Origin of the sequence: Pseudomonas sp. HMSC076A11 (assembly GCF_001810205.1) — a bacterium.
Taxonomy (GTDB): domain Bacteria; phylum Pseudomonadota; class Gammaproteobacteria; order Pseudomonadales; family Pseudomonadaceae; genus Pseudomonas; species Pseudomonas aeruginosa.
Genome location: NZ_KV800319.1, coordinates 538712 through 561452, shown reverse-complemented (window position 1 = coordinate 561452; position 22741 = coordinate 538712). Strand labels below are relative to the sequence as shown.

The 22741-nt window shown below is 69.9% G+C and carries 19 protein-coding genes and 1 pseudogene; 12 read left to right on the top strand and 8 right to left on the bottom strand.

What is annotated here, in order from left to right:
* Positions 1-317: 317 nt before the first annotated feature.
* The 8 genes from arnB to HMPREF2716_RS26975 are packed head-to-tail and all read left to right on the top strand — an operon-like array spanning position 318 to position 9142.
* Positions 318-1466, top strand: a complete 1149-nt coding sequence (arnB, locus tag HMPREF2716_RS27010) for a UDP-4-amino-4-deoxy-L-arabinose aminotransferase (RefSeq protein WP_003119540.1) — start codon at positions 318-320, stop codon at positions 1464-1466.
* Positions 1463-2482: an undecaprenyl-phosphate 4-deoxy-4-formamido-L-arabinose transferase gene (arnC, locus tag HMPREF2716_RS27005; protein ID WP_003112880.1), complete on the top strand. Its 1020-nt coding sequence runs from the start codon at positions 1463-1465 to the stop codon at positions 2480-2482. The genes arnB and arnC overlap by 4 nt, the downstream gene beginning before the upstream one ends.
* Positions 2479-4467: a bifunctional UDP-4-amino-4-deoxy-L-arabinose formyltransferase/UDP-glucuronic acid oxidase ArnA gene (gene arnA, locus HMPREF2716_RS27000; protein WP_003119539.1), complete on the top strand. Its 1989-nt coding sequence runs from the start codon at positions 2479-2481 to the stop codon at positions 4465-4467. Before arnC ends, arnA begins: the two co-directional genes overlap by 4 nt.
* Complete coding sequence (gene arnD / locus HMPREF2716_RS26995; RefSeq protein WP_015502515.1) at positions 4464-5351, top strand: 4-deoxy-4-formamido-L-arabinose-phosphoundecaprenol deformylase; 888 nt, start codon at positions 4464-4466, stop codon at positions 5349-5351. The genes arnA and arnD overlap by 4 nt, the downstream gene beginning before the upstream one ends.
* Positions 5348-6997 carry a lipid IV(A) 4-amino-4-deoxy-L-arabinosyltransferase gene (gene arnT, locus HMPREF2716_RS26990; protein ID WP_023117063.1) on the top strand — a complete coding sequence of 550 codons (1650 nt, stop codon included), beginning with the start codon at positions 5348-5350 and terminating at the stop codon, positions 6995-6997. The genes arnD and arnT overlap by 4 nt, the downstream gene beginning before the upstream one ends.
* On the top strand, positions 6994-7341 hold the full coding sequence (locus HMPREF2716_RS26985; RefSeq protein WP_003112876.1) for an EamA family transporter: 348 nt from the start codon (positions 6994-6996) through the stop codon (positions 7339-7341). Before arnT ends, HMPREF2716_RS26985 begins: the two co-directional genes overlap by 4 nt.
* Positions 7338-7751: a 4-amino-4-deoxy-L-arabinose-phosphoundecaprenol flippase subunit ArnF gene (gene arnF / locus HMPREF2716_RS26980; protein ID WP_003124269.1), complete on the top strand. Its 414-nt coding sequence runs from the start codon at positions 7338-7340 to the stop codon at positions 7749-7751. The genes HMPREF2716_RS26985 and arnF overlap by 4 nt, the downstream gene beginning before the upstream one ends.
* On the top strand, positions 7748-9142 hold the full coding sequence (locus HMPREF2716_RS26975; RefSeq protein WP_003117510.1) for a UDP-glucose 6-dehydrogenase: 1395 nt from the start codon (positions 7748-7750) through the stop codon (positions 9140-9142). The genes arnF and HMPREF2716_RS26975 overlap by 4 nt, the downstream gene beginning before the upstream one ends.
* A gap of 153 nt (positions 9143-9295) precedes the next feature.
* Here the strand turns inward: HMPREF2716_RS26975 and HMPREF2716_RS26970 are convergent, their stop codons facing one another.
* The 3 genes from HMPREF2716_RS26970 to ptsP are packed head-to-tail and all read right to left on the bottom strand — an operon-like array spanning position 9296 to position 14869.
* Positions 9296-11053 (bottom strand): PTS fructose-like transporter subunit IIB, encoded by a 1758-nt coding sequence (locus tag HMPREF2716_RS26970; protein WP_003107161.1) that lies wholly within the window; start codon positions 11051-11053, stop codon positions 9296-9298.
* A 1-nt stretch (position 11054) separates the two neighbouring features.
* Positions 11055-11999, bottom strand: a complete 945-nt coding sequence (gene pfkB / locus HMPREF2716_RS26965) for a 1-phosphofructokinase (RefSeq protein ID WP_003161906.1) — start codon at positions 11997-11999, stop codon at positions 11055-11057.
* Entirely contained in the window at positions 11999-14869 is a 2871-nt protein-coding gene (gene ptsP, locus HMPREF2716_RS26960) for a phosphoenolpyruvate--protein phosphotransferase (RefSeq protein WP_003119534.1), read from the bottom strand. Before ptsP ends, pfkB begins: the two co-directional genes overlap by 1 nt.
* Positions 14870-15196: 327 nt before the next feature.
* Here ptsP and cra point away from each other — a divergent pair, with 327 nt between their 5' ends.
* Together cra and HMPREF2716_RS26950 are read left to right on the top strand one after the other, a co-directional pair.
* Positions 15197-16186: a catabolite repressor/activator gene (cra, locus tag HMPREF2716_RS26955; RefSeq protein WP_003104372.1), complete on the top strand. Its 990-nt coding sequence runs from the start codon at positions 15197-15199 to the stop codon at positions 16184-16186.
* A gap of 10 nt (positions 16187-16196) precedes the next feature.
* Positions 16197-16976, top strand: coding sequence for a TatD family hydrolase (locus tag HMPREF2716_RS26950; protein ID WP_003104370.1), 780 nt, complete (start codon positions 16197-16199; stop codon positions 16974-16976).
* Here the strand turns inward: HMPREF2716_RS26950 and HMPREF2716_RS26945 are convergent, their stop codons facing one another.
* On the bottom strand, positions 16977-17279 hold the full coding sequence (locus HMPREF2716_RS26945) for a barstar family protein (protein WP_003111769.1): 303 nt from the start codon (positions 17277-17279) through the stop codon (positions 16977-16979).
* Complete coding sequence (locus tag HMPREF2716_RS26940; protein WP_003104359.1) at positions 17264-18184, bottom strand: LysR family transcriptional regulator; 921 nt, start codon at positions 18182-18184, stop codon at positions 17264-17266. Before HMPREF2716_RS26940 ends, HMPREF2716_RS26945 begins: the two co-directional genes overlap by 16 nt.
* Before the next feature lie 95 nt (positions 18185-18279).
* Between HMPREF2716_RS26940 and HMPREF2716_RS26935 the strand changes: the two genes are divergently transcribed.
* Both HMPREF2716_RS26935 and HMPREF2716_RS26930 read left to right on the top strand, forming a co-directional pair.
* Complete coding sequence (locus tag HMPREF2716_RS26935; RefSeq protein ID WP_003104358.1) at positions 18280-18573, top strand: putative quinol monooxygenase; 294 nt, start codon at positions 18280-18282, stop codon at positions 18571-18573.
* A 21-nt stretch (positions 18574-18594) separates the two neighbouring features.
* The gene (locus tag HMPREF2716_RS26930; RefSeq protein WP_070622063.1) at positions 18595-19608 is read left to right on the top strand and encodes a zinc-binding alcohol dehydrogenase family protein; all 1014 of its coding nucleotides are present in this window, start codon (positions 18595-18597) and stop codon (positions 19606-19608) included.
* Positions 19609-19665: 57 nt separating this feature from the next.
* Here HMPREF2716_RS26930 and HMPREF2716_RS26925 read toward each other — a convergent pair whose 3' ends face one another.
* From HMPREF2716_RS26925 to HMPREF2716_RS29545, 3 genes and pseudogenes are all read right to left on the bottom strand, one after another.
* The gene (locus HMPREF2716_RS26925; protein ID WP_016263180.1) at positions 19666-21552 is read right to left on the bottom strand and encodes a propionyl-CoA synthetase; all 1887 of its coding nucleotides are present in this window, start codon (positions 21550-21552) and stop codon (positions 19666-19668) included.
* A gap of 101 nt (positions 21553-21653) precedes the next feature.
* Positions 21654-22550, bottom strand: coding sequence for a 3-hydroxyisobutyrate dehydrogenase (mmsB, locus tag HMPREF2716_RS26920; protein ID WP_003117505.1), 897 nt, complete (start codon positions 22548-22550; stop codon positions 21654-21656).
* A 15-nt stretch (positions 22551-22565) separates the two neighbouring features.
* Positions 22566-22741: pseudogene (locus HMPREF2716_RS29545) on the bottom strand (methylmalonate-semialdehyde dehydrogenase (CoA acylating)); the annotation flags it as partial.

The following is a 22741-nucleotide window of genomic DNA, read 5'->3' as shown; positions in this document are numbered from 1 at the left end:
ACTTTCCCTGGCCCTCCCCATGTTTCCATGAAGTTTCCGGAATATTCACGGGGAGCGGACATCAAGTATTAATGAACCCTTAAAGAAACAGGACTCGGGTTATTAATAAAAGCCACTCAGAAAACACCCGAGATCCATTCCAACCAACCCTGCAAGCCCCTGAAAACGAGGCTTCCGGCTTTATCCTCCAGTTTCTTCGAGTTCGTTCAGTCTTCATTCAGCCGTTGTTAAGCGAGTCTTAACAAACGTTCAGGCAGCATTCAGCGACATATAAATAACCTCTTCGTACCGCCCTCCCAGTACCGAGGCTTCATTACATGTCACTGGACTTTCTGCCATTCTCCCGGCCAAGCATCGGCGAGGACGAAATCGCCGCCGTGGAGCAGGTCCTGCGTTCCGGCTGGATCACCACCGGGCCGAAGAACCAGGAGCTCGAACAGCGCTTCGCCGAACGCCTCGGCTGCCGCCACGCAGTGGCGCTATCCTCGGCCACCGGCGCCCTGCACGTCACCCTGCTGGCGCTGGGCATCGGCCCCGGCGACGAAGTGATCACGCCGTCGCTGACCTGGGTCTCCACCGCCAACGTCATCACCCTGCTCGGCGCCACCCCGGTGTTCGTCGACGTCGACCGCGACACCCTGATGTGTTCGGCGCAGGCAGTGGAAGCCGCCATCGGCCCGCGCACCCGCGCCATCGTGCCGGTGCACTACGCCGGCTCCACCCTGGATCTCGAAGGCCTGCGCACGGTCGCCGGGCGCCACGGCATCGCCCTGGTCGAGGACGCCGCCCACGCGGTCGGCAGCGAATACCGCGGGCGCCCGGTAGGCTCCCGCGGCACGGCGATCTTTTCCTTCCACGCGATCAAGAACCTGACCTGCGCCGAAGGCGCGATGTTCGTCAGCGACGACAGTGCCCTCGCCGAACGGGTCCGCCGCCTCAAGTTCCACGGCCTCGGGGTCGATGCCTACGACCGCCTGAGCCATGGACGCAAGCCGCAGGCGGAAGTGATCGAGCCCGGTTTCAAATACAACCTGGCCGACCTCAACGCCGCCCTCGCGCTGGTCCAGCTCAAGCGCCTGGACGCGCTCAACGCGCGCCGCCAGGCCCTCGCCGAACGCTACCTGGAGCGCCTCGCCGGCCTGCCGCTGGCGCCGCTCGGCCTGCCCGCGCACAAGCAGCGCCACGCCTGGCACCTGTTCATCCTGCGCATCGACGCCGAGGCCTGCGGCCTGGGCCGCGACGCCTTCATGGAAGCCCTGAAGGCGCGCGGCATCGGTAGCGGCATCCATTTCATCGCCAGTCACCTGCACCACTACTACCGCCAGCGCCAGCCGCGCCTGAGCCTGCCCAACAGCGAGTGGAACTCGGCCCGCCTGTGCTCCATCCCGCTGTTCCCCGACATGCGCGACGACGACATCGAGCGCGTCGCCCGCGCCATCGAGGAGATCCTGGAGAAACGTCGATGAAGCCCTATCCGATCGACCTGGTCTCGGTGGTGATCCCGGTCTACAACGAGGAAGCCAGCCTGCCCGAACTGCTGCGCCGCACCGAGGCCGCCTGCCTGGAGCTGGGCCGCGCCTTCGAGATCGTGCTGGTCGACGACGGCAGCCGCGACCGCTCCGCGGAACTCTTGCAGGCCGCCGCCGAACGCGACGGCAGCGCCGTGGTGGCGGTGATCCTCAACCGCAACTACGGCCAGCACGCGGCGATCCTCGCCGGCTTCGAACAGTCCCGTGGCGACCTGGTGATCACCCTCGATGCCGACCTGCAGAACCCGCCGGAGGAAATCCCGCGCCTGGTGGAGCGCGCCGCGCAGGGCTATGACGTGGTCGGCAGCATCCGCGCCGAGCGCCAGGACTCGGCCTGGCGGCGCTGGCCTTCGCGCCTGGTGAATCTGGCGGTGCAGCGCTCCACCGGGGTCGCCATGCACGACTACGGCTGCATGCTGCGCGCCTACCGGCGCAGCATCGTCGAAGCGATGCTGGCCTGCCGCGAACGCAGTACCTTCATCCCGATCCTGGCCAACGGCTTCGCCCGGCATACCTGCGAGATCCGCGTCGCCCACGCCGAGCGCGCCCACGGCGAATCGAAATACAGCGCGATGCGCCTGCTCAACCTGATGTTCGACCTGGTCACCTGCATGACCACCACGCCGCTGCGCCTGCTCAGCCTGGTCGGCGGCGGCATGGCCCTGGCCGGCTTCCTCTTCGCCCTGTTCCTCCTCGTGCTGCGCCTGGCCTTCGGCGCCGCCTGGGCCGGCAACGGCCTGTTCGTGCTGTTCGCCGTGCTGTTCATGTTCAGCGGCGTGCAGTTGCTCGGCATGGGCCTGCTCGGCGAGTACCTCGGGCGCATGTACAGCGACGTGCGCGCGCGGCCGCGCTTCTTCATCGAGCGCGTGGTCCGCGCAACGCCCTCCGCGCTTCCCTCGGCCCTGCAGCGGGCCGGTTTCACCTCTTCATCCAGCGAGCCTTCCACGCCATGACCTCGAAAGCCGTCGTCTTCGCCTACCACGACATCGGTTGCACCGGTATCGAAGCCCTGCTCAATGCCGGCTACGAGATCGCCGCCGTCTTCACCCATGCCGACGACCCACGGGAAAACACCTTCTACGCCTCGGTCGCACGTCTCTGTGCCGAGCGCGGCATTCCGCTGCACGCGCCCGAGGACGTGAACCATCCGCTGTGGCTGGAGCGCATCCGCCAACTGCGCCCGGACTTCCTGTTCTCCTTCTACTACCGCCGCCTGCTCGGCGCCGAGCTGCTCGCCTGCGCCGCACGCGGCGCCTACAACCTGCACGGTTCGCTGCTGCCGCGCTACCGCGGACGCGCCCCGGCGAACTGGGTGCTGGTCAACGGCGAAACGCAGACCGGGGTGACCCTGCATCGCATGATCGAGCGCGCCGACGCCGGGCCGATCCTCGCCCAGCAGGCCGTCGCCATCGACCCCGAGGACACCGCCCTGAGCCTGCACGGCAAGCTGCGCAAGGCCGCCGGTGCCCTGCTGCGCGACAGCCTGCCGCTGCTAGCCCTCGGCGTGCTGCCGGAAGTCGAGCAGGACGAGAGCCAGGCCAGCCACTTCGGCCGGCGCACCCCGGCGGACGGCCTGCTCGACTGGCACAGGCCGGCACGGCAGTTGTACGACCTGGTGCGCGCGGTGACCCAGCCCTACCCTGGCGCCTTCTGCCAGGTCGGCGAACAGAAGCTGATCGTCTGGAGCGCCGAGGTGGTCGCCGGCAACCACGGTCGCGAGCCGGGCAGCGTACTGTCCTGCGACCCGCTGCGGATCGCCTGCGGCGAGGACTCGCTGGTGCTGCGCTTCGGCCAGCGCGGCGAGCGCGGCCTGTACCTGGCCGGCACGCAACTGGCCACCGAGCTGGGCCTGGTCGAGGGCGCGCGCCTGCGTGGCGCGGCGTCCGGCCCGCAGCGCCGCACGCGGGTGCTGATCCTCGGGGTCAACGGCTTCATCGGCAACCACCTGTCCGAACGCCTGCTGCGCGACGGGCGCTACGAGGTCCACGGCATGGACATCGGCTCCGACGCCATCGAACGGCTCAAGGCCGACCCGCATTTCCACTTCGTCGAAGGCGACATCGGCATCCATTCGGAGTGGCTCGAATACCATGTGAAGAAATGCGACGTGATCCTGCCGCTGGTGGCCATCGCCACGCCCATCGAGTACACGCGCAACCCGCTGCGGGTGTTCGAACTGGACTTCGAGGAAAACCTGCGGATCGTCCGCTACTGCGTGAAATACGGCAAACGCGTGGTGTTCCCTTCCACCTCCGAGGTCTACGGCATGTGCCAGGACCCGGACTTCGACGAAGACCGCTCGAACCTGGTGGTCGGGCCGATCAACAAGCAGCGCTGGATCTACTCGGTGTCCAAGCAGTTGCTCGACCGGGTGATCTGGGCCTACGGCCAGCAGGGCCTGCGCTTCACCCTGTTCCGTCCGTTCAACTGGATGGGCCCGCGCCTGGACCGCCTGGATTCGGCGCGGATCGGCAGCTCGCGGGCGATCACCCAGCTCATCCTGCACCTGGTCGAAGGCACGCCGATCCGCCTGGTCGACGGCGGCGCGCAGAAGCGCTGCTTCACCGACGTCGACGACGGCATCGAGGCCCTCGCGCGGATCATCGACAACCGCGACGGCCGCTGCGACGGGCAGATCGTCAACATCGGCAACCCGGACAACGAGGCGAGCATCCGCCAGCTCGGCGAGGAACTGCTGCGCCAGTTCGAGGCCCACCCGCTGCGCGCGCAGTTCCCGCCCTTCGCCGGCTTCCGCGAGGTGGAGAGCCGCAGCTTCTACGGCGACGGCTACCAGGACGTGGCCCACCGCAAGCCGAGCATCGACAACGCCCGGCGCCTGCTCGACTGGCAGCCCACCATCGAACTGCGCGAGACCATCGGCAAGACCCTCGACTTCTTCCTCCACGAAGCGCTCCGCGAGCGCGAGGCACAGGCGTGATCCAGGCCGGCCTGCGCATCGACGTCGACACCTTCCGCGGCACCCGCGACGGGGTGCCGCGGCTGCTCGAGCTGCTCGACGAAGCCGGGCTGAAGGCGACCTTCTTCTTCAGCGTCGGCCCGGACAACATGGGCCGCCACCTCTGGCGCCTGGCGCGCCCGGCGTTCTTCTGGAAGATGCTCCGCTCGCGCGCCGCCAGCCTGTATGGCTGGGACATCCTGCTGGCCGGCACCGCCTGGCCGGGCAAGCCGATCGGCCGCGAACTCGGCCCGCTGATGCGGCGGACCCAGGCCGCCGGCCACGAGGTCGGCCTGCACGCCTGGGACCACCATGCCTGGCAGACCCACGCCGGCGTCTGGAGCGTGCAGCAGCTCGGCGAGCAGATCCGCCGCGGCAGCGATTGCCTGGCGGACATCCTCGGCCAGCCGGTGCGTTGTTCCGCCGCCGCCGGCTGGCGCGCCGACGGCCGGGTGGTCGAGGCCAAGCAGCCCTTCGGCTTCCGCTACAACAGCGACTGCCGCGGACGCGGCGCGTTCCGCCCGCGCCTGGCCGACGGCAGCCCCGGCATCCCGCAGGTGCCGGTGAACCTGCCGACCTTCGACGAGGTGGTCGGTCCCGGCCTGCCGCGCGAGGCCTACAACGACTTCATCCTGGAACGCTTCGCCGCTGGCCGCGACAACGTCTACACCATCCACGCCGAGGTCGAGGGGCTGCTTCTCGCCCCGGCGTTCCGCGAACTGCTGCGGCGCGCCGAACGGCGTGGCATCCGCTTCCGACCGTTGGGCGAACTGCTGCCGGACGATCCGCGCAACCTGCCGCTGGCCGAACTGGTGCGCGGCCGCCTGGCCGGCCGCGAGGGCTGGCTGGGAGTGCGCCAGCCATGAGCCGCCGCCAGACCTGGTCGCTGCTGCTGATCGCCTTCGGCCTGTTCTACCTGGTTCCACTGAGCAACCATGGCCTGTGGATTCCCGACGAGACCCGCTACGCGCAGATCAGCCAGGCGATGCTGCTGGGCGGCGACTGGGTGTCGCCGCACTTCCTCGGCCTGCGCTACTTCGAGAAGCCGGTCGCCGGCTACTGGATGATCGCCCTCGGCCAGGCGGTCTTCGGCGAAAACCTGTTCGGCGTGCGCATCGCCTCGGTCGTCGCCACCGCCCTCAGCGTCCTGCTCGCCTACCTGCTGGCCCGCCGCCTGTGGCGCGACCCGCGCACCAGCCTGGCGTGCGCGCTGCTCTACGCCAGCTTCGGCTTGATCGCCGGGCAGTCCGGCTATGCCAACCTCGACCCGCAATTCACCTTCTGGGTCAACCTGAGCCTGGTGGCGCTGTGGCATGCCCTCGACGCGGGGAGCCGCCGCGCGCGCCTGCTTGGCTGGACCCTGCTCGGCCTCGCCTGCGGCATGGGCTTCCTGACCAAGGGCTTCCTCGCCTGGCTGCTGCCGGTGCTGGTCGCCCTGCCCTACATGCTCTGGCAGCGGCGCTGGCGCGAGCTGCTTGGCTACGGCGCGCTGGCGGTGCTGGCGGCGCTGCTCGTCTGCCTGCCCTGGGCGCTCGCCGTGCATGCGCGGGAAGCGGACTACTGGCGGTTCTTCTTCTGGCACGAACACATCCGCCGCTTCGCCGGCGAAGACGCCCAGCACTCTCGCCCGTGGTGGTTCTACCTGCCGTTGCTGGCGGTCTCCTGCCTGCCCTGGAGCGGCCTGCTGCCGAGCGCGCTGCGCCAGGCCTGGCACGAGCGGCGCCAAGCGCCGGTGGTCTTCCTGGCGCTATGGCTGCTGTTGCCGCTGGCGTTCTTCAGCCTGAGCCGGGGCAAGCTGCCGACCTACATCATGCCCTGCCTGCTGCCGCTGGCACTGCTCATGGGCCACGCCCTGGTGCAGCGGCTGCGCCTGGGGAACAGCGTCGCGCTGCGCGGCAACGGGCTGCTCAACCTGGGCCTGGCGCTCCTCGCGCTGGCGGCCCTGGCCTACCTGCAACTGCGCAAGCCGGTGTACCAGGAAGAACCCTTCGAGCTGTTCCTGGTCCTGCTGGTGATCGGCGCCTGGGCCGCCGCCGGCCTCGCCCAGTGGCGCTACCCGCTACGCGCCTGGGCCGCGCCGCTGCTGGCGAGCTGGGTGCTGATCGCGCTGCTGCCGGCAGCGATGCCCAATCATGTGGTGCAGAACAAGACCCCCGACCTGTTCGTCGCCGAACACCTCGACGAACTGACCGGCGCCCACCATCTGCTGAGCAACGACCTCGGCGCCGCCTCGGCCCTCGCCTGGCGCCTGCGTCGTAGCGACGTGACGCTCTACGACACGCGCGGCGAGCTGAAGTACGGCCTCTCCTACCCCGAGCACAGCCAGCGCAGCGTGCCCTTGGCAGACATCCGCCAGTGGCTCTGGCAGGCACGCCAGGACGGCTCGGTTGCCGTGCTGCTGCGGATCAACAGCGCCAGCGACCGCTACCAGCTGGCGCTGTTGCCGGGCGACGGCGAACGCTACCGGAACGGCAACCTGGTCCTGGCGATCCTGCCGCAGGTGCGCCCATGAGCGCCGCACTGCTGCTCGCCACCCTGCTCATGACCGGCCTCGGCCAGGTTGCGCAGAAGCTCACCGTGGAGCACTGGCGCCTGGTCGCCGCCGACGGCTGGACGGCGCGCCTGCGCAGTCCGTGGCCGTGGCTGGCGCTGCTCGCCCTCGGGCTCGGCCTGCTCTGCTGGCTGCTGCTCCTGCAACGGGTGGAAGTCGGCAGCGCCTATCCGATGCTGGCGCTGAACTTCGTCCTGGTCACCCTGGCGGCACGCTTCGTCTTCGATGAGCCGGTGGATCGCCGCCACCTCGCCGGCCTGTTGCTGATCGTCGCCGGCGTGGCCCTGCTCGGGAGGAGCGCATGAACGCGCTACGCGGCTGGCTGGCGGCGCTGGGCAGCATGCTGCTGGCCAGCGCCGCCCAGCTCGGCATGCGCTGGGGCATGAGCCGCCTGCCGCTACCGGAAGCCTGGGCCGGGCAAACGCCGGAGCGCGCCGCGCTGCTCGCGGTAGCCCTGGCGGTGGCAGCCTACGCCGCCTCCCTGCTGTGCTGGCTGGCCGCCCTGCGCCACCTGCCACTGGGCCGCGCCTACAGCCTGTTGAGCGCCAGCTACGCGCTGGTCTACCTGCTGGCGGCGAGCCTGCCGGCGTTCGATGAAACCTTCAGTACCAGCAAGACCCTGGGCGTAGGCCTGGTGGTGCTCGGCGTGTTGACCGTCAACGCCCGCCGCACCGCTGCCGCGCCCGCGCATCATCCGTCGAGGAAAGCACCATGAAGATCAGCGTATTCGGCAGTGGCTATGTAGGACTGGTGCAGGCCGCCGTCCTCGCCGAAGTGGGCCACGATGTACTGTGCATGGACATCGACCGGAACAAGGTCGAACGCCTCGCGCAGGGCCTCGCCAGCATCTACGAACCCGGGCTCGACGCCTTGCTGCGCGAAGGCCTGGACAGCGGCCGCCTGCGTTTCAGCAGCGATGCGCGCCTGGCCGTGGAACACGGCCGGGTGCAGTTCATTGCGGTCGGCACCCCGCCTGGCGAGGACGGCGCGGCCGATCTCGGCGCGGTCTTCGCGGTGGCCGATGCCATCGCCGAGCACCGCCGCAAGCCCGTCATCGTGGTGGAGAAATCGACCGTCCCGGTAGGCACCGGCGACCGCCTGCGCGCGCACATCGAGCGGCGCCTGGAAGCCGACGGACGCGAGCTGGAATTCGAGATCGTCTCCAACCCGGAATTCCTCAAGGAAGGCTCCGCCGTCGCCGACTGCCGGCGCCCGGACCGCATCGTGGTCGGCTGCGACAACGAAGAGGTGCGCCAGGTGATGCGCGAACTCTACGAGCCGTTCAACCGCAACCACGACCGCATGCTGTTCATGGGCCTGCGCAGCGCCGAACTGACCAAGTACGCGGCGAACGGCATGCTGGCGACCAAGATCAGCTTCATCAACCAGATCGCCGAACTGGCCGAACACCTCGGTGCCGACATCGAGGCGGTGCGCCAGGGCATCGGCGCCGACCCGCGGATCGGCTACCACTTCATCTACCCCGGCTGCGGCTACGGCGGCTCCTGCTTCCCCAAGGACATGCGCGCGCTGATCCACAGCGCCGAGCAGGCGCATTGCTCCAGCGACCTGTTGCAGGCAGTGGAAGCGATCAACCGGCGGCAGAAGCACAAGCTGTTCGAACGCATCCGGGTGTTCTACGACGGCGACCTGCGCGGCAAGACCTTCGCCCTTTGGGGCCTGGCCTTCAAGCCGAACACCGACGACATGCGCGACGCGCCCAGCCGCGAACTGATGGAAGCGCTCTGGCGCCACGGCGCGCAGGTGCGCGCCTACGATCCCGAAGCAATGCAGGAAACCCAGCGGCTCTATGGCCACGACGAACGCCTGAGCCTGATGGGCACCCCCGAGGCGACCCTGGGAGGCGCCGATGCGCTGGTCATCTGCACCGAGTGGCAGCAATTCAAGGCACCGGATTTCGAGCTGCTCAAGGAGCGCCTGAAGGCCCCGGTGATCTTCGACGGGCGCAACCTCTACGACCCCGAGCGCATGGCCCGCCACGGCTTCCACTACTACCCGATGGGACGCGGGCAGTCCTGCTCGTTGCCGATCAACGAGGCCAGCCTCGCACAGGAAGATGGCGTGCGCCTGTTGCGCCAGGCCTGAAGCCGCCCCAGGTCGGATCGACCGCTGGGGCGAATAACCGCTTGCGGTTATCCGCCGGTTCTCCGGAGTCTCGGCGGATAACGCCTGCGGCGTTATTCGCCCTACCCTCTGCCACGTCGCTCAGGTGGCGTAGGGCGCATGACCGCCTCGCGGCTATCCGCCAGCCGCCGGCTCCCGCGAGGACGAGGTCCCCAACGCCAGTCCCGGCTCGGCGCCGCGCTTGAGCACGGCGTAGAGCAGCCCGGTAAGCAGGCTGCCGGCGACGATCGCCAGCAGGTACGCCAGGGCGTGGTTGATCGCGTTGGGCACCAGCATCACGAACAACCCGCCGTGAGGCGCCTGCAACTTGCAGCCGAAATACATCGACAGGGCGCCGGTCAGCGCGCCGCCGGCGATGCTCGCCGGGATCACCCGCAACGGGTCCTTGGCGGCGAACGGGATGGCGCCTTCGGAGATGAAGCACAGCCCCAGCACCGAGGCTGCCTTGCCGGCCTGCCGCTCGCTCTCGGCGAACTTGCGCCGCGCCAGCAGGGTCGCCAGGCCCATGCCGATCGGCGGCACCATGCCCGCCGCCATCACCGCCGCCATCGGCGCGTAGCTGTGCGACGAGAGCAGGCCGACGGAAAAGGCGTAGGCGGCCTTGTTGACCGGTCCGCCGAGGTCGACGCACATCATCCCGCCGAGCAGCAGGCCGAGGAGGATGGCATTGGAGGTACCCATGCCGTCGAGGAACCCGGTCAGTGCCGCGAGCATCCCGGCCACCGGCTTGCCGACCACGTAGAGCATCAGCAGGCCGGTGACCAGGCTGGCCAGCAACGGGATGACCAGGATCGGCTTCAGCGCTTCCAGGCTCGCCGGCAGCCTCAGCCCGTGGCTGATGGCCCGCGCCGCATAGCCGGCGATGAAGCCGGCGACTATCCCGCCGATGAACCCGGCGCCGAGGGTCCCGGCGAGCAGGCCGCCGAGCATGCCCGGCGCCAGGCCCGGGCGGTCGGCGATGGAATAGGCGATGTAGCCGGCGAGCATCGGCACCATCAGGACGAAAGCCGTGTCGCCGACCGTCCTCAGCACCGCCGCCAGGCTGCCCGGCTGCTTGTAGGCATCGATGCCGAAGGCCAGCGACAGGGCGATCAGCAGGCCGCCCGCGACCACCATCGGCAACATGAACGACACCCCGGTCAGCAGGTGCTTGTACACCCCGCGCTTCTCGTCCCTGGCGACCACCGCGCTGGCTGCGCCCGCGCTCTCGACCTGCCCTTCCGCCAGCGCCCGCTCGAGCGTCGCGCGGGCCTGCTTGAGGGCCACGCCGGTGCCGCAACGGTAGATCTTCTTGCCGGCGAAACGGGCCGTGTCCACGTCGATGTCGGCGGCCAGCAGGACCACGTCGGCGGCGGCGATGTCCGCCGGGTCGAGCGGGTTGCGCGCGCCGACCGAGCCCTGGGTCTCGACCTGCAACGCGAAGCCCAGTTGCCCCGCCGCGAGCTGCAACGCCTCGGCGGCCATGAAGGTGTGCGCCACGCCGGTCGGACAGGCGGTCACCGCGACGATCCGCGGTGCCGCTCCGGCCTCCGGCGCAACCAGGCCGGCCTCGTCCCCGGCGACCTCCACGCTCGCCAGGGCGGCGGCCCGCTGGAGGAAGGCGCGCGGATCGGCCAGCGCCTCGGCGGGACGCGCGCGATACACCGGCTTGCCGACGAAACGCGCCGCCGCCAGCGGCTCGACGCCGACCAGCAGGACCCAGTCGGCTTCGGCGATCTGTTCGGCGCTCAGTTCGCCCTCGGGCCTCGACCCGGCATTCGCCTCGACGCAGGTTTCCCAGCCCAGGCGCTCGGCGGCGCCCCGCAGCAGGCGCGCGGCGAGCACGCTGGTGACCTGTCCGCCAGGGCAGGCGGTGACAATCGCTAGTTTCATCTCAGGCCTCCTCGACCAATGGCTGCACCACGACGCCCGCTTCGATCCGCGCCAGGCGCTGCGGATCGCCGATGCCGAACTCGAACTGGGTTACCGCCAGGCTGGCGATGGCGGTGGCCTGACGCAGCACCCGCTCGGCCGGCCAGCCGCTGGCCAGCCCGTGCAGCATGCCGGCCAGCAGGGAATCGCCGGCGCCCACCGTGCTGGCCACTTCCACCGCCGGCGGCCGCGCCTGCCAGGCACCCTCGGCGGCGAACCAGTTGACCCCCGCGGCGCCCTGGGAAATCACCACCTGGCCTACCCCGTCCTGGCGCAGACGTTCGGCCGCCTGGCGCTGTGCGACCAGGTCATCCATCGGCGCCGAGCAGAGATCGGCCAGTTCCTCGAGGTTCGGCTTGATCATCCACGGCGCAGCCTTCACACCTTCGCGCAGGGCCGCGCCGCTGCTGTCGAAGGCGACCTTCAGGCCGAGGCGCCGCAAGCGCCGCAGCAGTTCGCCCAGCCATTCCGGCTCGACCCCGCGCGGCAGGCTGCCGGCGACCACCGCCAGCTCGTGCTCCCCGGCAAGCCGGTCGAGGCGTTCGAGCAACGCCGCCTGGGCTCGCTCGTCGGCCTCCGGGCCCGGCCCGTTGAGGTCGCTGACGCGCCCGCCGCGCTCGGCCAGCTTGATGTTGCTGCGGGTTTCGCCCGGCACCCGGACGAACGCATCGGCGAAGCCACGACGCTGGAACATGGCGGTGAACGGCGGCTGGTTGTCTTCGCCGAGGAAGCCGCTGACCGTCAACCGATGGCCGAGGTCGGCAAGCACCTGGGCGACGTTCAGACCCTTGCCGGCGGCCTGGGTCAGCACCGCCTCGCTGCGGTTAACCGCCCCCAGTTCCAGCTGGCGCAGGCGCACGGTGAGGTCCAGCGCAGGGTTCAGGGTAATCGTCAGGATCCGCGCCATTACTGCACCTCCGCTTCCACCAGGGCCCGGACCTCGGCGGCGCTCGCCAGGCCCAGGGCTTTGCGGGCCAGGCCGCGCGCAGCGACCAGCTGCAGTTCGCGCACGCCGGCCTTGACCAGGGCGATGCTGCGCGCCGAGACGCTCAGCTCGTCCACTCCCAGGCCGACCAGCAGCGGCAACGCCAGCGGGTCGGCCGCCAGTTCGCCGCAGACGCCGACCCACTTGCCCTCGGCGTGGGCGGCGCGGACGGTCATGTCGATCAGTTGCAGCACCGCCGGATGCAGGCCGTCGGCCTGGGCCGAAAGACTCGGGTGGCCGCGATCGATAGCCAGGGTGTACTGGGTCAGGTCGTTGGTGCCGACGCTGAAGAAGTCCACCTCGCGGGCCAGCACCGGCGCGAGCAACGCCGCCGAGGGCACCTCGACCATGATCCCCAGTTGCAGGTCGGCCAGCGGGATTTCCTCGCGCAGGCGCAGCGCCAGGTCACGCGCCTGGCGCCATTCGTCGAGGCTGCCGACCATCGGGAACATCACCCGCAGCGGCCGCTCCCCGGCAGCGCGGAACAGCGCGCGCAACTGGGTCTCGAGGATCTGCGGTCGCTGCAGGGTCAAGCGGATACCGCGCAGGCCCAGATAGGGATTCTCTTCGTGGGGAATCGGCCAGTACGGCAGCGGCTTGTCCCCGCCGACATCCAGGGTCCGCGCCACCAGCGGACGTCCGTCGAGGGCGTCGAGCACCCGACGGTATTCCGCTTCCTGGGTCGCCAGGTCCGGCGCGCGGGCGTTGTTCATGAAGACGAACTCGGTGCGCAGCAGGCCAACGCCCTCGGCGCCCAGCTCCACCGCGCGCGCGGCGCCGGCGGTGTCGCCAAGGTTGGCGCAGACTTCCACCGCGTGGCCATCGCGGGTCCGCGCAGGCTCCAGCCGCTGCGCGTCGGCGCGGGCCTGGCGCTGCTGGCGGGCGTCGCGCTCGGCGGCGGCCTGCTGCAACTGTTCGGTGCTCGGCGCCACCTGCAGCCAGCCGTGCTCGCCATCCAGCAGCAGTGCCGTGCCAGGCTCCAGGCCGAGCACCGCCGCGCCGGCGCCGACCAATGCCGGAATGCCGAGGGCGCGGGCGATGATCGCGCTGTGCGAAGTGGCGCCGCCGCGCGCCGTGAGGATGCCGGCGACCCGCTGGGCGTCGAGGCGGGCGACATCGGAGGGGCCGACCTCGTCCATCACCAGGATGTACGGCTGCTCCGGCTCGCGCGGCGCCTCCACCCCGCAGAGCCTGGCCAGCACCCGCCGGCCGAGGTCGCGGAGGTCGGCGGCGCGCTCGGCGAGCAGCGCGTCGTGCAGCGCCTCCTGTTGCGCCGCGCTGTCTTCCACCACCCGACTCCAGGCCGCTTCGGCGCTTTCGCCGCGATTCAGGCGCAGTTGCACCTGCTCGGCCAGTTCCGGATCGTCGAGCATCTCCCGGTGGGTGACGAAAATCTCGCGGATCGCCTTCACCGTGCTGCGTTCGACCAGGCCGACGATCTCCTCGTCCACCGCCCGCTTGGCCCGCAGCAGGCGCTCGCGTTCATGGGCCGGCGACTCGCCGCGCGGCTGGAACTCGAAGCGCTGCGCCACCTGGACATGCGCCGGACCACTGGCGATGCCCGGCGACGCGGCGATTGCCTGCAGGCGCTCGCCGGCGCGCAGCGGCGCCGGCCGGGCATCCTCTTCCGCCTCGCCGACGGCATCGGGCAAGGCCTCCTCCGCCAGCGCTTCGACCTCCTCGCCGAGCCCCTCGCGCACCGCGGCCAGCAAGGCTGGCAGCGCGTCCTCGGCGATCGCCGGCTCGGCGCTGAACTCCAGCGTCTGGCCGCGTCGCGCGCCGAGGGCGAGCAGCTTGCTCAGGCTCTTCGCCGAGACGGGGGCCGCCTCGCTGTCGGCCAGGCGTACCCGGATCTCGCCGGCGAAACCCTTGGCCAGCTGCGCCAGCGCCTGCGCCGGGCGGGCATGCAGGCCATGCGGGTTGGCCAGGACCGCTCGCGCGCTGGGCCAGTCCGGCGGCAGCTCGCCACCGAGCGCCGCGAGTACGCTGCGGCTGCTGGTGGCGCGCACCAGCTCGGCGCCACGCCCTTCCAGCAACAGGTCGCACAGGCGTTCGAGCAGCGCCTGGTGCGCTTCGCCCAGGCTGGCCAGGCAGAACAGCCCGGTGACCAGTTGCCCCTGGTGCTGCAACGGTTGCGCCGGAGTGACGAAGGCCAGCCCGGGGCGCTTCACCAATTGTTCGCTGTGCAACCAGCACAGCCCGTCGCCCAGCGGCAACGGTTCGGTCTGCTGGAGCACGGCGGCGAAGCCGTTCTCCACGCAGCCGGCCTTCTTCAACAGGCGCGCGCCGAGCCAGGCCAGTTCGTCGAGGTCCTCGGCGTTCTGGCCGAGGCCGACCAGTTGTGCGTCCAGCGCCAGTTCCTGCGGCGCGCCCTGCAACAGGCCGAGGACTTCCTCGGCGCTGGCGGCCGCGCTCAGCGCCGGTCCCAGGTCGGCCTCGCCGAGGGCGCGGGTGAGCAATTGCAGGAGCTGCAGGTGTTCGTCGGACTTCGCCGCGATGCCGATGGCCAGGTAGACCTGCTGGCCATCGCCCCAGTCCACTCCCTCGGGGAATTGCAGCAGGCGCACACCGGTGCTGAAGACCAGCTCGCGGGTATCCGGGGTCCCATGGGGTATGGCGATGCCCTGGCCGAGGTAGGTGGAGCCTTGTGCCTCGCGCGCCTTCAGGCCCTCGGCATAGCCGGGCGCGGCCAGGCCGTCGGCGACCAGCGCCGCGCCGAGCAGGCGCAGGGCTTCGGCCTTGTCCGCGGCGCGCTGGCCCATGCGGATCTGCCGGGTATCGAGTTCGAGCATGGAAACCTCCTCAGGAGCGAACGGCTCCCCGTCTCACGTCCGGATCGTCCCGCCGCGCCGAGGCGCGGGCGCGGGATGTGCCGGCGGTAGCGGAAAGCGGCTCGCGGGAGCCTTCCGTACAGCCTGGGGCGGTGATCCGCTTGTTGTCATTGACCTGCCATAGCGTAGGCGGCGCCGCGTTCGGGCTGCGCGAGGCAGCCTGGGGCAGGGGGCGCCGGCTTCGCCGGAATCTTTTGCTGAATCGATTCACTTAATTAAATTGGCACGTTACCCGATAATGATTGATCCTTGAAGCCCAACTTGTCGTCGCCTCCAGTAGAGATCGGTTTGAAACTCAGTGATATCGCCCGCCTGGCCGGGGTCTCGGTGACCACCGCCAGCTACGTCATCAATGGCAAGGCCGCCCAGCGGCGCATCAGCGCCGCCACCGTCGAGCGCGTGCTTGCCGTGGTCGAGGAACACGGCTACCAGCCGGACCAGCAGGCCGCCGGCCTGCGCCGCGGGCAGACCCGCACCCTCGGCTTCATCCTCCCGGACCTGGAAAACCCCAGCTACGCCCGCCTCGCCAAGCAACTCGAACAAGGCGCCCGGGCGCGCGGCTACCAGTTGCTGATCGCCTGCTCCGACGACGAGCCGGAGACCGAGCGCCAGGTGGTCAACCTGTTCCGCGCGCGCCGCTGCGACGCGCTGATCGTCGCCAGTTGCCTGCCGGCCGGGGATGATACCCATGCCCGGCTGGTCGCCGAAGGCCTGCCGGTGGTGGCCATCGACCGCCAGCTCGACCCGCAGCGCTTCGCCTCGGTGATCAGCGACGACCAGGACGCCGCGCGCCGCCTCACCGAAACCCTGTTGCAACCGGCGCCGCGCCATATCGCCCTGCTCGGCGCGCGGGCGGACCTGATCATCAGCCACGACCGCGCCGCCGGCTTCCGCCAGGCGCTGAAGGACTTCCGCGGCGAGGTCATCGTCGAGCATGCCGAGGTGTTCAGCCGCGAGTGCGGACGCCGCCTGATGGAGCAATTGCTCGAGCGCCTGGGCTACCTGCCCGACGCCCTGGTGACCACTGCCTATGTACTCCTCGAAGGCGTCTTCGATGTGTTCCAGGCGCGCGCCGACGGTTGGCCCGAAGGCTTGCGGGTGGCGACCTTCGGCGACACCCAGTTGCTCGACTTCGTGCCGCTGAAGGTCAACTCGATCTACCAGCAGCACGCGCTGATCGCCGCCAACGCCCTCGAACTGGCGCTCCGCGCGGTCGAGGAGAACGACTACCGGCCGGGCCTGCACGCCGTCCCCCGGCAACTCAAGCTGCGCGACTGAGCCGGCCGCCATGCGCCTGGTCGACACCCACAACCACCTCGACTTCCCGGACTTCGACGCCGACCGCGCCGCGCTGCTGCAACGCAGCCGCGCGCTGGGGGTCGAGCGCCAGGTGGTGCTCGGCGTCTACCGCGAGAACTGGCAACGGGTCTGGGACCTGGCGCAGGCCGAGGATGGCCTGTACGCGGCGCTCGGCCTGCACCCCGTCTACCTGGCGCGGCACCGCCCGCAGCACCTGGACGACCTGCGCCAGTGGCTGCAACGCCTGCGCGGCGAGACGAAGCTCTGCGCGGTCGGCGAGATCGGCCTGGACTACTACCTGGAACACCTCGACCGCGACGCCCAGCAGGCGCTGTTCGAGGCCCAACTGCGGCTAGCCGCGGAATTCCGCCTGCCGGCGCTGATCCACGTGCGCCGCGCCCACGCGGCGACCATCGCCACCCTCAAGCGCATCCGCCTGGAGCGCCGTGGCATCATCCATGCCTTCGCCGGCAGCCGCGAGGAAGCCCGCGAGTACCTCAAGCTCGGCTTCCGCCTCGGCCTCGGCGGCGCGCCGACCTGGCCGCAGGCCAACCGCCTGCGCAAGGTGGCGGCGGAGCTGCCGGCCGAGGCCATCGTGCTGGAAACCGATGCGCCGGACATGGCGCCATCGATGCATCCCGGCCAGCGCAACAGTCCGGAGCACCTGCCGGACATCTGCCGCGCCCTCGCCGAGCTGCGCGGGGTCGACGCCGAGGAACTGGCGGCGAGCAGCAGCCGCAACGCCGCCGAGCTGTTCGGCTGGGACTGATCAAGCGTCGCGCAGGACTTCCGGCGCCAGTTGCGGGTACGTCTCGCGCAACGCCTCCAGGCAGGCCGAAAGCTGCGCCGCTTCCTCCGGCAGGCGCCGGGCGAAGTCGCTCCAGCCTTGCAGACGCAATCGCCGGGGCATCGGCACCAGGCCGCTGATGGCGTCCCAGAAGGCATCCCAGTTGCATCCGTACCACGGCGGCAACGCCAGGGCCTCGCGCAGGCGTTCGTGCAAGCGCGCGGCGCTGTCCACGTCCGCCAGCTCGATGGCCAGGCTCGCCGCCCGGTTCAGTTCCTCGTCCATGGAGCCTCCGCCAGCAATGCGTCGCAACGCTCGCGCACGAACGCGCGCAAGAGGGTCACCGGGCGGGTCAACTGGGCGCGGTGGGTACACAAGAGGTTCATCGGCGTCGCCTCGCCCTGCCAGTCCGGCAGCAGCAGGCGCAGGCGCCCGGCGCGCACGTCCTCGGCCACGTCCAGCCAGGACTTGTAGACCAGCCCCTTGCCGGCCAGGGCCCAGCGCCGCACCACGTCAGCGTCGTCGCAGACCCGGTCGCCGGCGACCGTCAGGGTCAGGCTGCGGCGGCCCCGCTGGAACGCCCAGCGGTCGTGTACCCGGCCGCCGAGTTGGTAGAGCAGGCAATTGTGCTCGCGCAGGTCGTCCGGCTGGCGCGGCTCGCCGCGCTCCGCCAGGTAGCCCGGCGCGGCGCAGAGCACTCGCCGGTTGTCCGGCGCCAGCGGCAGGGCGACCAGGCTGGAGTCGGCCGGTGCGCCGTAGCGGATCGCCACGTCCACCGGTTGCCGGTAGAGATCGGTCACCCGGTCGCCGAGCAGCAGGCGCAGGCTCAGTTGCGGATAGCGCGCCTGGAACTCGTCGAGCCATGGCAGCAGCAGGTTGCGGCCGAAGTCGGAGGGCGCGGAAAGCTGCAGTACCCCGGCGATCTGGTCCTTGCCGCCCTGCAGCAACCGGCGCCCCTCCTCCAGGCTGCGCAACGAGGCGCGGGCATGCAGGAGGAACGCGTCGCCCTCGGGAGTCAGGCGCAGGCTGCGGGTGGAGCGGGCGAACAGGCGTACCTCCAGCTCGCTTTCCAGGCGCTTCAGCGCCGCGCTGGCCACCGCCGGGGAAATCTCCAACTGGCGCGCGGCGGCGGACAACGAGCCGCTGTCGCTGGTGTGGACGAACACTTGGAGGTCGTCGTAACGCAGCATTTTCAAGATTCCTTTGAAAGAGTCTTCCCTGATAGCCTGTTTTTCAGCGATTTGAAATAGCCCATCCTGACTCCGCCCCATCGAAGGAACCCACCATGAGCACACCCCTCACCCTGATCGCCACCATCACCGCCGCCCCCGGCCACGCCGAGGCCCTGGAACGCGAATTGCGCGCCCTGGTCGCCCCGTCGCGCGCCGAGGCTGGTTGCCTGCAGTACGACCTGCACCAGGACCGCCACGACTCCCACCTGTTCTACATGATCGAGCAGTGGCGCGACGACGCCGCCCTGGAGCGGCACCAGAACACCGAACACTTCCTGCGCTTCAGCCGCGGCAACGAAGCCCTGCTGCAGAACGTGAAGATCGACCAACTCTATCGCCTCGCCTGAGGCCCGTTTCCCGGAGTTCCCATGAAAGCTGTCGGTTACTACCAATCCCTGCCCATCGACCATCCCGAAGCCCTGCTCGACCTCGAACTGCCCGAGCCCACGCCGGGCCCGCGCGACCTGCTGGTGGAGGTCCGCGCCATCTCGGTCAACCCGGTGGATACCAAGGTCCGCCAGCGCGCCCAGCCGGAAGCCGGCCAGGCCAAGGTGCTGGGCTGGGACGCGGCGGGCGTGGTGCGCGCGGTCGGCAGCGAGGTCAGCCTGTTCCGTCCTGGCGATCGGGTCTGGTACGCCGGGGACATCACCCGCCCCGGTAGCAACAGCGAGCTGCATCGGGTCGACGAGCGCATTGCCGGGCACCTGCCGAAAAGCCTCGACTTCGCCCAGGCCGCGGCCCTGCCGCTGACCACCATCACTGCCTGGGAACTGCTCTTCGAGCGCTTGCAGATCGCCGAAGGCAAGGCCGACCAGGGCCAGAGCCTGCTGGTGGTCGGTGCCGCCGGCGGGGTCGGTTCGATCCTGGTCCAACTGGCCCGGCAACTGACCGGCCTGAACGTGATCGGCACCGCTTCGCGCGCAGAGACCCAGGCCTGGGTCCGCGACCTCGGCGCGCACCATGTGATCGACCACGGCAAGCCGCTGGCCGAAGAGCTGAAGCGGATCGGTGTCGCCGAGGTCAGCCACGTCGCCAGCCTGACCCACACCGACCAGCACCTCGAACAGATCGTCGCCGCGCTGCGCCCGCAAGGCCGCCTGGCGCTGATCGACGACCCGGCGTCGCTGGACATCGGCAAGCTGAAGCAGAAGAGCCTGTCGCTGCACTGGGAGTTCATGTACACCCGCTCGATGTTCCAGACCGACGACATGATCGAGCAGCACCGGCTGCTGGAGCGGGTCGCCGGGCTGATCGACGAAGGCGTGTTGAAGACCACCGTCGGCGAGCATTTCGGCCGCATCGACGCGGCCAACCTGCGCCGCGCCCACGCGCTGCTGGAGAGCGGCCGGGCCAAGGGCAAGATCGTTCTCGAAGGGTTCTGAACGGCAGGACCACGGGGCGCGGCGTTTTCCACCCTACCGCCGTGCCCCTGGCCTTTGCTATCCCGCCTTGCGCACCCTCAGCGCAGCCTCGATCTCGCCAAGGATCGTCGGGTCGTCGATGGTCGATGGCGCCGCGTAGTCCTCGCCATCGGCGATCTTGCGCAGCACCGCGCGGAGGATCTTCCCGGAGCGGGTCTTCGGCAGCCGCTTGACCACCACCACCCGCTGGAAGCAGGCCAGCGCGCCGATCTGTTCGCGGACCAGCGCCACCAGCTCGCGCTGCAGTTGCTCGGCGGCGATCCCGGCATCGTCCTTGAGCACCACCAGGCCCAGCGGCACGTGGCCCTTGAGTTCGTCCCGCACGCCGATCACCGCGCACTCGGCAACCGCCTGGTGCTGCGCCACGCGTTCCTCCATCTCGCCGGTGGAGAGGCGATGCCCGGAAACGTTTATCACGTCGTCGGTGCGCCCCATGATGTAGACGAAGCCGTCCTCGTCGAGATAACCGCCGTCGCCGGTGTGGTAGTAGCCGGGATAGTTGCCCAGGTAGGCCTGCAGGTAGCGCGGGTGGTCGCCCCAGAGGGTCTGCGCGCAGCCCGGCGGCAACGGCAGGGCGATGACGATCGCGCCCTGGCGGTTCGCTCCCAGCGGCCGGCCTTCGTCGTCCAGCACCTGCACGTGGTAGCCGGGCACCGCGCGGTTGGTCGAGCCGGCCCGCAGGTCGTGGCCGGCGATCCCGATGCAGGGCGCGGTCACCGGCCAGCCGGTCTCGGTCTGCCACCAATGGTCGTGGACCGGCCGCCCGGTGTGCTCCTCCAGCCAGTGCTGGGTGCTGCTGTCGAGCTTCTCGCCGGCCAGGAACAGGTGGCGCAGCGAACCCAGGTCGTAGCGCTTCACCCGTTCACCATGCGGGTCTTCCTTGCGGATCGCGCGGATCGCCGTCGGCGCGCAGAACAGGCTGTTCACCCTGTGCTCTTCGATCACCCGCCAGTAGGCGCCGGCGTCCGGCGTGCGCACCGGCTTGCCTTCGTAGAACACCGTGGTACAGCCGCACATCAGCGGGCCGTAGACGATCAGCGAGTGGCCGACCACCCAGCCGACGTCGGAGATCCCCCACCAGACGTCGCCGGCCTGCATGCCGTAGATAGTGCGGACCGCGTAGCACACCGCGACCGCGTGGCCACCGTTGTCGCGGACGATACCCTTGGGCTTACCGGTGGTGCCCGAGGTGTACATGATGTACAGCGGATCGCCGCTGGCCACCGGCAGCGGATCGGCCGGCTCGGCGGCGGCGAGGCAGTCCTGCCAGTCCAGGTCGCGGCCCGGGTGCAGGCGCGCGGGCGCCTGCGGGCGTTGCCAGACCATGACGTGGGCAGGCTGGTGGATCGCCAGTTCGAGGGCCTTGTCCACCAGCGGCTTGTATTCGATCACCCGATCGAACTCCAGCCCGCAGGAAGCGGTGAGCACCAGCTTCGGCGTGGCGTCGTCGATGCGCAGGGCCAGCTCGTAGGGAGCGAAGCCACCGAACACCACCGAATGCACCGCGCCCAGGCGCGCGCAGGCGAGCATCGCCATGGCCGCCTGCGGCACCATCGGCATGTAGATGATCACCCGGTCGCCCTTGCCGACCCCGAGGGCCCGCAGGGCGCCGGCCAGGCGCGCCACTTCGTCGCGCAGCCGCAGGTAGCTGTAGCGGTCCTGGGTGCCGGTCACCGGCGAGTCGTAGATCAGCGCGGTCTGTTCGCCGCGCCCCTCCTCGATCTGCCGGTCGAGGGCCAGGTAGGCGCTGTTCAGGCGGCCATCGGCGAACCAGCGATGGGTGCCGTCGGGCAGGCTTTCGAGGATGTTCGCGGGCGCCTGGTACCAGGCCAGGGAACGGGCCTGTTCGGCCCAGAACGCGGCCGGCTCGGCGATCGAGCGGGCGTGCTGCTGCAGGTACGTCATGTTCCAGCCCTCTGATTGTTCTTATTAGGGATGAAGCAGTGAGTGAGCCTTGGAGTATGGGCGGGCGCCGGGCACCCGCCATCAACCTTTGGTCGTAGGGGTCAGTCCTTGCCGCGGTAGAGCTTCTGGATGCTGGAGAAGTCCAGCCCCTCGTGCTCGGCATCGGCCTGGGCGTGCAGGCTGAACAGGTTGCGCGCCAGCGCGCCGAGCGGCGTCGAGGCCTGCACCGCCTGGGCGTTGGCCAGCGCCAGGCCGAGGTCCTTGTTCATCAGGCGCACCTGGAAACCGCCGGCATAGCCGTTGCTCGCCGGCGCCTGCGGCATCACCCCGGGCCAGGGGTTGTAGAGGTTCAGCGCCCAGTTGCCACCGGAACTCTGCTTCATCACCTCGGACAGCACCGCCGGGTCGAGGCCGTTCTTCACCCCCAGCGCCAGGGCCTCGGCGGTGCCGGCCATGAGGATGCCGAGGAGCATGTTGTTGCAGATCTTCGCCACCTGGCCGGCGCCGTGATCGCCGGCGTGGAAGATGTTCCGGCCCATGTTCTCGAGGATCGGCCGGGCCCGCGCGAAGCCTTCGGCGGGGCCGCCGACGATGAAGCTCAGGGTTCCGGCGCGGGCGCCGCCGACGCCGCCGGAAACCGGCGCGTCGAGCAGGGTCAGGCCCTTCGCCGCGGCGGCCTCGGCGACCTTGCGCGCGGTCTCCGGGGCGATGGTCGAGCAGTCGATCAGCAGGGGCTTGCCGGCGACCCGCGCGAGCAGGCCGTCGTCGCCGAGATACAGGCTTTCCACGTGCTGCCCGGCCGGCAGCATGCTGATCACCACTTCGGCGCCTTCGCAGCACTGCAAGGCGCTATCGGCGCCCTGCGCGCCCTGCTCGACCAGGCTCAGCACGGCCTTGGGCTGCAAGTCGAAGACATTCACCCGGTGGCCAGCCTTGAGCAGGTTGGCGGCCATCGGCCCACCCATGTTGCCCAGGCCGAGGAATGCGATGTCGGTCATCGGTCCGTCTCCCTTTCAGCGCATCTGGATCGAGAAGTTGGTCCCGGCCACGCTATCGCTGTCGAACCAGCGCGCGGTCACGGTCTTGGTCTCGGTGTAGAAGCGCACGCCCTGCTTGCCGTAGGCGTGCAGGTCGCCGTAGAACGAGCCCTTCCAACCGGTGAAGGAGAAGAACGGCAGCGGTACCGGGA